Consider the following 10,343-nt stretch of genomic DNA (forward strand, 5'->3'; position numbering starts at 1 on the left):
GATTACCAGAAGCCGGCCATCCGCCTCTCGGCCCTCATGGGTGTCCCGTCCATCTACGTCTGGTCCCACGACTCCATCGGCCTCGGCGAAGACGGCCCCACCCACCAGCCGGTGGAACAGCTCGCCACCCTGCGCGCCATCCCGGGCCTGGATGTCGTCCGCCCGGCCGACGCCAACGAAGTGGGCATCGCGTGGAAGACCATCCTGGAGAACCACGAAAACCCGGCCGGCATCGTGCTGACCCGCCAGAACATCCCCACCTACGCCCGTGGCGAAGGTGCAGCCGAGGGTGACACTTTCGCGTCCACCGCCGGTGTGGCAAAGGGCGGCTACGTGCTGGCCGAAGCTTCCAAGGACGGCGAAACCGCTGACGCGCAGGTCATCTTGATCGCTACCGGTTCCGAGGTCCAACTGGCCGTCCAGGCCCGCGAAAACCTGCAGGCCGAAGGCATCGCCACCCGCGTGGTTTCCATGCCGTGTGTCGAATGGTTCAAGAAGCAGGACGAGGCCTACCGCGAATCCGTCCTTCCCGGTTACGTAAAGGCCCGCGTCTCCGTCGAGGCCGGCCTGGCCCTGGGCTGGTCCGAGTTCGTCGGCGATGCCGGCCGCTCCATCAGCCTCGAGCACTACGGCGCCTCCGCCGACTACAAGCGCCTCTTCAACGAGTTCGGCATCACCGCCGAAGCCGTCACCGCGGCGGCCAAAGACTCCCTCGCCGGCCTTTCGGCCTGACTTCCAAGGAGAAACACAAAATGACTACTCCCACCCAGCAGCTTTCCGACGTCGGCGTTTCGATCTGGCTCGACGACCTGTCGCGTGAGCGCCTCGCCAGCGGCAGCCTCGCCAAGCTGATCGAGGAAAAGAACGTCGTCGGCGTCACCACCAACCCGTCGATCTTCCACGCGGCCATCACCTCCGGCAGCGACTACGACGCGAAGATCGCCGAAGAAGCCGCCAAGGGCGCTTCGGTGGAAGAGACCATCTTCGAGATCACCACCACCGACGTTGCCGACGCCTGCGATCTGTTCGCCCCGGTTGCCGCTGCCACCAACGGCGTGGACGGCCGCGTCTCCATCGAGGTCGACCCGCGCCTGGCCTGGGACACCGAAGGCACCATCGCCGAGGCCAAGCACCTCTACAAGAAGGTCGCCAAGGACAACGTCCACATCAAGATCCCGGCAACCGTGGAAGGCCTCGCTGCCATCACCGCCGTGCTGGGCGAAGGCATCAGCGTCAACGTGACCCTGATCTTCTCCCTCGAGCGCTACCGCGCCGTGATCAACGCCTTCCAGTCCGGCCTCGAGCTGGCTAAGGAAAACGGCCACGACCTGTCCAAGATCCACTCCGTCGCCTCGTTCTTCGTCTCCCGCGTGGACACCGAAATCGACAAGCGCCTGGACGCGATCGGCAGCGAGGAAGCCAAGGCACTGAAGGGCAAGGCCGGCGTCGCGAACGCCCGCCTGGCGTTCCAGGTCTACGAAGAACTGTTCTCCACCGAACGCTGGGCTGTGCTGGCCGAAGCCGGCGCCCTGCCGCAGCGTCCGCTGTGGGCTTCCACCGGCGTGAAGGATCCGGCCTACCCGGACACCCTCTACGTCACCGAGCTGGCAGCCGCCGGTGTGGTGAACACCATGCCGGAGAAGACCCTCGACGCCACGTTCGATCACGGCGTAGTCACCGGTGACACCATTGCGGGCAGCTATGAGGAAGCCAACGCCGTGCTGAACGCCCTCGAAGGCCTCGGCGTTTCCTACAACGACGTCGTCGCCCTCCTGGAATCCGAAGGCCTGGACAAGTTCGTGGCCTCCTGGAAGGAACTCCTCGGAGACGTCGAAGGCGCCCTCGCATCCGCACGGAAGGCTTCCTGACCCACACCAAGGGACCATCCCTCGCCCGCCGACGAAATCAGGCCTGGCAGTGTGCGCTACCTCACGGCGTCACACCATCTGGCGCACGTGAGCAGCGGGCCACGGGTGGCTCATCGCTCCTGCCGCGCACAAACACGCCAACGTGCGCACCTGGCTGGAGACGAATCCCAGAATCCGGGTTCATTTCACCCTGACGCCCGCCTCGTGGATGAACCTCGTGGAAGTCTTCTTCGGCATCATCGAACGCCAGGCCATCCGCCCGGGCACCTTCCGTTCGGTCAAAGAACTCAGCACGAAAATCCGCGCCTTCATCGACGGCTGGAACGCCGACCGGGCACATCGGTTCATCTGGACCAAAACCGCCGACAAGATCCTGGCAAAAGCCAACCGTCCAACAACTTCGAACTCAGACCACTAGTGTCACGTGGTGGCACGGTGCGTGCATCTTGGAGCTTGTTTCCCGACGGGGTTATTGTGGGGCGGGGGGTGTTGAATTGGTGCTTCGGCGAAGAAAAGTGATCTTGTTGCTTGTCGGGCACCGTTTTCTGGTTGCCGTAATCTGTGCCCAGGCTGCCCTCGCCGTAGCCTTGGCTGTGATGCTGGACCCGGGAGCTGTCCCGGTGTCGTCCCCTGCAGCCGAGATCATCCTTGGGTTGTGCATTGGGGGCCTGATTTTATTGACTGTCGCTGCCGCCATTAAGGGAATTCGTGGGTACCGCGCGGAGCGGTCCCGCGCCCGCGCTGTGTCCGAGCTCGTGGATGCCGTGGCCCATGCGAGCCAGGAGTGGTTGTGGGCGGTAAATGATGAAGGGAAGTTCACGTTTTCGAGCAGGGCCAGTATCGCCTTGCTGGGTTACGACCCTTCTGAACTGATCGGCAAACACTACCGGATCGTTATCGAACAGGATGAGCTTGCTCGTGCGCGCGGGTCCGTCGCTGCGGCCACGGATGACAGCGGGCCGGGATGGAGCCGCGCTGTGATCATCTGCCGGCACCGCAACGGTGCCCCGGTATGGATGGAAACCGCTGGCCGGCAGTCCCACGCCGGGTCCGGGCTCGGTCCCGGTTTCGTGGGTACGAGCCGGCAGCTCCCGCCGCAGAGCGCCCGGGAGATCGTCAGGCAGCGCATCACGGAACGGGTCGAAGAAACGTTGCGGAGCCGCGTGGTCCTGACTGCTTTCCAACCAGTCCACGAGCTGGCGGGCGGAAAAATCATCGGTGTTGAGTCGCTGGCGCGGTTTCCCGGCGATGATGGAAGGGGCCCGGAGCATTGGTTCAACGAGGCCAATACGGTCGGGCTTGGCGGGGAACTGGAATTCGCGGCCCTTGAATCGGCACTTGAAGCCGCGGATAGGTTACCCGCGGAATTATATGTGGCCCTGAACCTGTCTCCTGAGACTTGCCTGGATCCGCGGCTGCCCGGGATCTTGGAGCAGGCAGCACTGCCGATTGACCGGATAGTTCTTGAGCTGACCGAAAGACTTGCCGTGGAAGAGTACGCCCCCCTGGCAGCGGTACTGGCTCCCTTGCGCCGGCGGGGCCTTCGGATAGCGGTGGATGACGCAGGGTCCGGGTTCGCGTCGATGCGGCATATCCTGCGGCTTCGACCGGACATTATCAAACTGGACCGAAGCCTTATCGCCGGCATCGACTCTGACGAGACCCACCGGGCCTTGGGCCAGGCCATGGTCGAATTCGCCAAACAGATCGGCGCCACGCTTGTCGCAGAAGGCATTGAAACCCAGGCCGAACTGAGCGCTGTCACCCAGCTCGGCATGGACGCCGGGCAAGGCTACTTCCTCGGCCGGCCAACGATTCTGCCGGCAGACTGGGAAAGCTGGCACAAGCATTCGGTGAAATGATTCCGGCGAAACCAACGAACGCCGCTAAGCAGGGCGGCGGCACTGTGTGGACTGCCTGGCGCCGCATGGTCGCTGGCTCGCCAGGACCGGTTGTTAGCGTTGGTGATGTTCGATGAGCCAGGCGGCCATTTCCCGGGCCCGGGCCGCGGCGTGGGTGTCGCCCTCGGCCGCTGAGATGATTGATCCCTTCATGAGGATGTGCCACGAACGTGCGAATTCTCCTGGCCGGGCCAGTCCGGCTTCTTCCGCTAATGCCTGCACATGTTCCCGGATACGTGCAAGATAGTCGATGCTTGCCTGTCCCAGCGGGTGGCCGGGGCCCATTTCCAGCAGCACGTTGATGAAGGAGCAGGCCTCGAAGTCATCGCGACTGAACCAGTCGCCGAAAACGTCAAAGATCGCCAAGAGTTGCTGCGTCGGGGTTGACCCCCGGCTGCGGGCTCCGGCGAGAATGTGATCCACCGTCCAGAGCTGGTCGCGGCGGGCAAGAAATGCCAAGGCGAGTTCATCCTTAGACCGGTAGTGCCGGTAGAAGGTGGCCTTCGCGACACCGGATCGCTCGATCAGTTCACTGATCCCGACATCCCGGATTCCCCGGCGGGAGAAGAGCTCATAGGCGGCATCCAGGATTCTTTGACCCGCGTCAGGCGAAGCTGCCCCGGACTTGGACCCCGCCGCTGCCACCGGTACGGGATAAGAAATCGCCATAATCAAAGATCCTACCCCTCCTTCCGGTACAGACCGGTCGGTCTCGTTATAGAGTTTTGTCTACGGCTATTGCGCATTTCCGGGCAAGGGGTTCCGGGAAGGACGCGCGGTCGCCGGGAGTCGGTTTCCGGGCTCAGCCGGTTACCGGGAACAAAGGAATAGCCCATGTCTGAAAAGCCGCAGCCCGTTCCGCCAAGTACAGACAACGCGCCCCGCACCGGGCCAACGAACGGCGGGTCCTTGGACCATGGGGAACCGCCGATACGCCGGCAAGCCCTGGAGATCATCGAATCGGTGCTTTCGGGATCAGACCCGGAACAGGCTGAAGCCAGGGAGCAATTGCGCAGGTGCATCGAGGCCCATCCGGGATGTCCCGAAGCTGCGGTGCTGGAGCATTTAGTCACCACCAGGGCCATAGCCAGGTTCCGCGACCGCATGCGCGACAGCATGCCCCCGGCCGGGACTCCCGCGGCACAACAGTTGACCGGTTCCCGGTCGCCGACCTGGGAGGCACACCTCCGGCCACGGCTAAAGGCGATCCTGGAGGGCAGGAAGATAGTGACCGCGTTCCAGCCGATCCGTGATTTTGCAAGTGGAAACGTAGTCGGCGCGGGTGCGCTGACACGATTCCCGGGTGCGGACGACACCAGCCCAGGCGAATGGTTCGTCGATGCCAAACAAGCCCGGCTTGCAGGAGATCTTGAAGTCGCAGCGTTGGAGTCCGCCCTCGCGGCCGCAAAAGAATTACCGGGTCACTTGTACGTGCGGTTCAAACTCTCACCGGAAACGTGCATGGACCCGCTCCTTCCGGTCCTGCTGACAGAAAGCGCCGTGGAGCCCGGCCGGACGGTCCTTGAACTGACTGAACCCCCGACGAAGGAGCAGGTTGGTCCGCTTCTTTCGGTGCTGGCTCCGCTGCGCCGCCGCGGCGTGCGGCTGGCAATTGACCACGCAGGGTCGTCCTTCACCTCGATCCGGCAAATCAGACGCCTCCAGCCCGACTTCGTCGGACTTGACCGGAGCCTCATCGCTGGAATCGACGCTGACGTCCTACGATCTTCCCTCGGCGAGGCCATGGTCAGATTCGCTAAACAAAGCGGCGCGGAAGTCATCGCACAGGGAATCGAAACCGCCGAAGAACTGGCAACCGTCACCGGCCTGGGCATCAGCGCAGGACAGGGCTATTTCCTGGGCCGGCCCACCACCCGCCCCAGCGACTGGAAACAATGGAACCCCTCAGAGAACAAACCCGCCGCCAATGGCAAGCAGTGACAACACCCTGCAACCTCCAGACCTAGGATGACTAGATGAACGGCCCACCCACGGGAGAACGAGACTCGGACCAGGACGCCAACCGCATCCTGTCATACCTGCTGGAAGAGCTAGAGTCAGTCCTGGAAGCTACGAAAGCCGACTGCGCCGGCCAACCCCAGTTTGCCGTGGAAGCCAGGTTAAGCAGCAGACTCAGCACAGCCCTTCCCGGAGTCCGTTTTACCTCCGGAGAGATAGAGGAATGGTCCGCGCGCCTCTCCAGCTGAGTCGCAGCCGTCACAAGCCATGCGACCACCATGATGCTGTTCGCGTCCAACGCCGGTGTCACCTTCTTGCCTCAATCAGGGGCATCGGGGAATCGGACGAACATCGCAATCAAGAGCATGGGCCCACACCGCCTGATCCAAACGATCCCAGGGCACCCCGGGTCGATCTTCTCGACATTGCCGCGCCAAATAAGCACTCCATCACGCAGAATTGCACGGGTGCCGGGCTCGTGGGCACCGGCTCGGATCCTCGCCCCGCGGCAGCCCGTGATGCCGGAAGGCAACTATTGCGGGGATTGCCGCAGGACTTGTGCAGGATTTCCCTGATCCGGGCCCTACAGCACCCCTGACCTGTTAATTTGGTACGGGCGAGTCAAATGAGCGGGATTCGCGGCTCGGGGTCCCGCCACCAGCGCCGGTCAGGCCGGAAATGCTTATTCGTCACGTTCTGCCGCTCCACCCGGGAGCGGACCATTGAAAGGTACATTGTGCGCTCCTTCTCCCGCAGTTTCGCCGCAACCGTCCTCGCGGCCATCTCGCTGGGCTCACTGGCGCCGGCGGCCTCGGCAGTCCCAGCGACAGGTGCGTCCGAGCAGCCGGCCCCCTACCTGGTCCGCTACGCCCCGGGAACTGATGTTGCCGCCGCCGCAAAATCGCTGCGCAATTCGGGACAGACTGTGGGCCGCACATTCACGACGGCGGTACGCGCCGCCGTCGTGACCACCACCCCGGCACAGGCCAAGATGCTGGCCGGTTCCCACGACGTCGTGGCTGTTGAACCGGACCTGCCGGTGCGGGCCACGGACACCCAGGCGAACGCTCCTTGGGGCCTGGACCGTACCGACCAGCGCGCACTCCCGCTCTCGACCACTTTCACTCCCCCGTCCGCCGGCGCCGGGGTCAGCGCCTATGTCGTGGACACCGGGGTCTTGGCCTCCCACGCCGACTTCGGCGGCCGCGTCGCGGCCGGTTACTCCGCCATCGCCGACGGACGGGGCAGCTCCGACTGCAACGGGCACGGCACCCACGTGGCCGGAACCCTCGCCGGCAGCACCTACGGTGTCGCCAAGGGCGCCACCGTGATTCCGGTGCGAGTCCTGGCCTGTGACGGCAGCGGCTACATCTCGGATGTGATCGCCGGTCTGGACTGGGTGGCAGCGAACCACACCGCGGGCACCCCAGCCGTGGTCAACCTGAGCCTAGGCGGGGGCACCAGCTCCACCCTTGACGCAGCCTTGCAGAACGTCATCAACGACGGCGTCACCGCAACTGTTGCGGCCGGAAACTCCGCGACCGATGCATGCACCAGTTCCCCCGCACGGGTAACGGCAGCCCTGACGGTGGCAGCCAGCGACTCCTCGGACCGGCAGGCCTCGTTCTCGAACTATGGAACCTGCGTGGACCTCTACGCCCCAGGTGTCGCCATCAACTCGGACTACTACACCTCCAACACGGCCACCGCCACCATGTCCGGAACCTCCATGGCATCCCCCCATGTGGCCGGCGCGGCGGCCGTACTGCTCGCCAAGACGCCGTCGCTGACTCCCGCCCAGGTAGCTTCCGCGCTAAACACTTCCGCCACCACCGGCCCCATTACCGGCGCCGCCGCCGGGACCCCCAACCGGCTCCTCTACGTGGGCGCCGCAACTGGCACCGCCCCGGCACCGGTCGCCGCCAAGCCTTCCGCGGCAACCAACATCAAGGCAACTGCCGGAAGCCGGTCCGCAAAAGTGAACTGGACCAAAGGCAGCGACGGCGGCTCAGCCCTGACCGGTCAAACGATCGCCGTCTACTCCGGCACTACCCGGATCGCCAGCCTCCAGATACCCGCATCCGCCAGCAGCGCCACGATCACCGGGCTGCGCGCGGGCAGCTACTACTCCTTCAGCATCATCGAAACCAACAAGGTCGGCAACAGCCCCGAATGCGCCAAATCCAACACCGTCCGCATCCTTCAATAACATCACGGACCCGTTATTGACCAGGACGACGGAAAGACTGACGCGGCCACGGGACGAAGCCAAGCCGACAAAGCCCTTCAAGAGTTCCCGGACGATGTTGGGCCGGAAACCTCCCCCCATGCCACGATGGCGCGGGCCGAAGGCAGAACCCCCTGGCGCGATTGCCGAGACCACTAGGTGATCCCGGGCTCGGTTTACCCAGTCCCTTGTTCGACATCGTCATGAACGAACTCGACGGCGAACAGCACGAGGAACGCCGCCCCATCACGCTCGCCCCGAACATCGACTTCCCGGTCTGGCTGCAAATCAACCAAGACCGCGGCTGGACCATGGACGGCACCATCGAGTTGTTCAACCAACTCAAAGGTTCCAAGGAACTGACCATCGGACCCTACCCGCCCATGCTGTATTGCCGTCTCCGGAGCGGGTGGCCGCTCTTCTTACCGGGCTTTTCGGGTGCTTCTGCCGCAACGTCGAGCCGAACAGCCTTGCACAGTCATCCCACAGGATTCCCTGGGACATCGTGCTGAAGTGGCTGCACCCACTGACGCCCATGTCCGTACGAATCCACCGCTCCCCGAAAATGACCGGGGCAGAACAGATACGATTCACCAGCCAGCACGGTCCCGTCCAGCGCATGAATCCCAAAGCCAGACTCCCGTCGCGTCCGCGACCCAACCATGCAAAGGCAATTGGCTCCTCTACCGGTACGATGCCGAAACCTGGCCAACACCCAAGAACATCACTAGCAGGCGGCCACAGTCGCCCTCGTCCCCAAGTCGTGAACTCCAACCACCATCAGCCCAGAAGTCATGTAGGCGCGCCTTACCCCCACCATGAACATGAAGAATAAAACCACAGAACCCCAATGGCCCAGGAAAGCGAGGCACCCGCCAACGAAAAAGGCCCCCGAAGGGGCCCATCCGTGAACATTCTGTCCACACTCAGGAGCCAACAGGCCCCTGAGCCGGGAAAACACGTACCCGAGATGGGACTCGAACCAGCCGCTCCCCCGCAAATCCGCCATTCTTTCGAAAACCTCCCCGATCCGGCCCAGTCCGATGCCGGTACAACCGAATCCGAAGCCCAGGGTGTGCACATCGTGCACACCCTCTTTTGTCAGTACGCAGAGCCCCAACCATCCGACGATGGACGGTCTTTTTGGGCGTTGTGATGCCCTCGCCATCCCACTGCGATGACGATTCCGGGCTCAGCCGGACACCCCGACGCACGACATTCTCATGACATTCACGTGCAGAGCAAGACCAGGGCTGGTGTTCAGCGAGCGTCATAGCGGTGTGACCTCCTTCGAACATTCATGAGCGGAGACCCAGAAGAAGGCATGACCCGATCCTCGCATTGTCGACATCCGTCTGCCACAAGGCCCCGCGCCTTCCAATGACGCAATCGCGGTTATCGGCGTTTGGTCAGGTGGCATTAGTAGACACGAGAATCGCGGATCTGTCTGGTGCATTCCTCTTGTTGTCTGCCACCCGTTGATGCCCAGTCAAGCAAAGGCTCTACCGCCCTTCTGCGTCGCCACCGGGAGCATCGGCTGGTTGTCGGCATGATGCTCGCGCGCAACGAGGCGGGCATTTTCATCGATTCTTTGAGTACCGGCTCACGCGGGAGTTTTAGTGAGTTATATGGGATCTCGACAATTCCGGGCCCAGAGCAGTGCATCACAAGCAGCGCCGCAGATTTCACAACTTCGTTTGAAGAGGTTTCTCCTGGCGACATCGTCGGGCGACATAGGCTTTTTCTCGTTACAGGGCGAATATGGGACCAGCGCCGTTGTCCCGCGTAATGCTGATGTTGCCGCTGTTGGGAGTGATGGCCATAGAACCGCCAGCGTAGGCAATCAGGGGCGAAGTAGCAGCAGGAACCCGTATCCTCGTAGATCACCAAGGCGGCCCGCACCGCTTGCTGCCTGAGGTGGCGACGCCTATAAGGGTCGAGTCGGTCACGTCGACTACGCCTTGGCAACGGCCACCGACCGTAGGCGGCGGCCGAGCTGATGTCGCGCCTGTCGTCTAGCCTCAAATCATCACCAAAGAAGCGCCGAAGCCATGATTGCAAGGGACTTCACGCTCCTCGGGATGGTGGTGTCTCTGGCGGCATGCCTGAGCATTATCGTCTACGCAACAGCCAAGAGAGTAAAGCTCGACGACGGAAATCCCTGGATTTTGTTGGTCGGACTTGCGAGTGTGCCCATATTCGGTTTGGTGGTTGGTGGAGTCCATATATGGGGGCCACCCATTCGGTAAGGACTTGACGCCGGAGGGCCCTGGGCCCACCGCCCCAAACCGGCATAGAACGCCCTGCTCAGGCTCCTGTGGTGGCGGGGATGGCTCCGGTGACGGCGCCGACGGCTGCTTCGAAGCGTTCCAGGCCAAGGGTGATTTC

The 10,343-nt window shown here is 63.2% G+C and carries 7 protein-coding genes and 1 pseudogene; 7 read left to right on the plus strand and 1 reads right to left on the minus strand.

Translation table 11 applies throughout. The features are described 5' to 3' along the window. The 4 genes and pseudogenes from DWV11_RS00615 to DWV11_RS20285 all read left to right on the plus strand — a co-directional run. Window positions 1-732 (plus strand): transketolase-like TK C-terminal-containing protein (locus DWV11_RS00615; RefSeq protein WP_281269587.1); only part of this gene is annotated, 732 nt, incomplete at its 5' end. 20 nt (window positions 733-752) lie between these two features. Continuing rightward, window positions 753-1,868, plus strand: a complete 1,116-nt coding sequence (gene tal, locus DWV11_RS00620) for a transaldolase (RefSeq protein ID WP_115786897.1) — start codon at window positions 753-755, stop codon at window positions 1,866-1,868. A 127-nt stretch (window positions 1,869-1,995) separates the two neighbouring features. Beyond that, a pseudogene (locus DWV11_RS00625) lies at window positions 1,996-2,286 on the plus strand (IS630 family transposase); the annotation flags it as partial. 28 nt (window positions 2,287-2,314) lie between these two features. Continuing rightward, entirely contained in the window at window positions 2,315-3,730 is a 1,416-nt protein-coding gene (locus tag DWV11_RS20285; RefSeq protein WP_136017849.1) for a sensor domain-containing phosphodiesterase, read from the plus strand. Window positions 3,731-3,823: 93 nt separating this feature from the next. Here the strand turns inward: DWV11_RS20285 and DWV11_RS00635 are convergent, their stop codons facing one another. Next, complete coding sequence (locus DWV11_RS00635; protein WP_115786900.1) at window positions 3,824-4,438, minus strand: TetR/AcrR family transcriptional regulator; 615 nt, start codon at window positions 4,436-4,438, stop codon at window positions 3,824-3,826. A 447-nt stretch (window positions 4,439-4,885) separates the two neighbouring features. On the opposite strand from DWV11_RS00635, the gene DWV11_RS19975 reads away from it, so the two are divergent. The 3 genes from DWV11_RS19975 to DWV11_RS20290 all read left to right on the plus strand — a co-directional run bounded on the left by DWV11_RS19975 (window position 4,886) and on the right by DWV11_RS20290 (window position 8,467). Then, window positions 4,886-5,710: an EAL domain-containing protein gene (locus DWV11_RS19975; RefSeq protein WP_245953372.1), complete on the plus strand. Its 825-nt coding sequence runs from the start codon at window positions 4,886-4,888 to the stop codon at window positions 5,708-5,710. 754 nt (window positions 5,711-6,464) lie between these two features. Continuing rightward, window positions 6,465-7,937: a S8 family serine peptidase gene (locus DWV11_RS00650; protein ID WP_245953370.1), complete on the plus strand. Its 1,473-nt coding sequence runs from the start codon at window positions 6,465-6,467 to the stop codon at window positions 7,935-7,937. Between the two features lie 206 nt (window positions 7,938-8,143). Further along, the gene (locus tag DWV11_RS20290; RefSeq protein ID WP_245953371.1) at window positions 8,144-8,467 is read left to right on the plus strand and encodes a hypothetical protein; all 324 of its coding nucleotides are present in this window, start codon (window positions 8,144-8,146) and stop codon (window positions 8,465-8,467) included. The last annotated feature ends 1,876 nt before the right edge of the window (window positions 8,468-10,343 follow it).

The organism is Arthrobacter silvisoli (assembly GCF_003369445.1).
Lineage (GTDB): Bacteria > Actinomycetota > Actinomycetes > Actinomycetales > Micrococcaceae > Arthrobacter > Arthrobacter silvisoli.